The sequence below is a fragment of the Ligilactobacillus sp. UO.C109 genome, from assembly GCF_026847815.1.
Lineage (GTDB): Bacteria > Bacillota > Bacilli > Lactobacillales > Lactobacillaceae > Ligilactobacillus > Ligilactobacillus salivarius.
The window spans coordinates 1-400 of the sequence record NZ_JAPSFH010000045.1 but is presented as its reverse complement, the minus strand read 5'-3'; the positions used below and the strand labels follow the sequence as shown (position 1 = coordinate 400).

General features: G+C 41.0%; 1 rRNA gene and 1 pseudogene. Both read left to right on the top strand.

Going from position 1 to position 400, the window contains the following annotated elements:
- Positions 1-256, top strand: a 16S ribosomal RNA gene (locus OZJ21_RS09275); the annotation flags it as partial.
- Positions 247-400, top strand: a pseudogene (locus OZJ21_RS09875) (mucin-binding protein); the annotation flags it as partial. The gene OZJ21_RS09275 and the pseudogene OZJ21_RS09875, both read left to right, overlap by 10 nt.

Sequence of the window (400 nt, the reverse complement as noted above, 5' to 3'; positions counted from 1 at the left end):
AGTGGCGGACGGGTGAGTAACACGTGGGTAACCTGCCTAAAAGAAGGGGATAACACTTGGAAACAGGTGCTAATACCGTATATCTCCAAGGATCGCATGATCCTTGGATGAAAGATGGTTCTGCTATCGCTTTTAGATGGACCCGCGGCGTATTAACTAGTTGGTGGGGTAACGGCCTACCAAGGTGATGATGACAAAGATCTAGTAACAAATCAAATAAGCTGGAACAAAGTTCCAAGTCAAAGCTTCGACGAAGTGAAGACGCAAAAAAAGGCAGGTTATACTCCAGATAGAGCTGTTGTTCCAAGTAAAAAAGTAACATTTGATACTAAAGATTACACAGAAACTGTAATATATGAAGCAAATAAACAAAAAGGCAAAGTAGTATATGTGGATGATG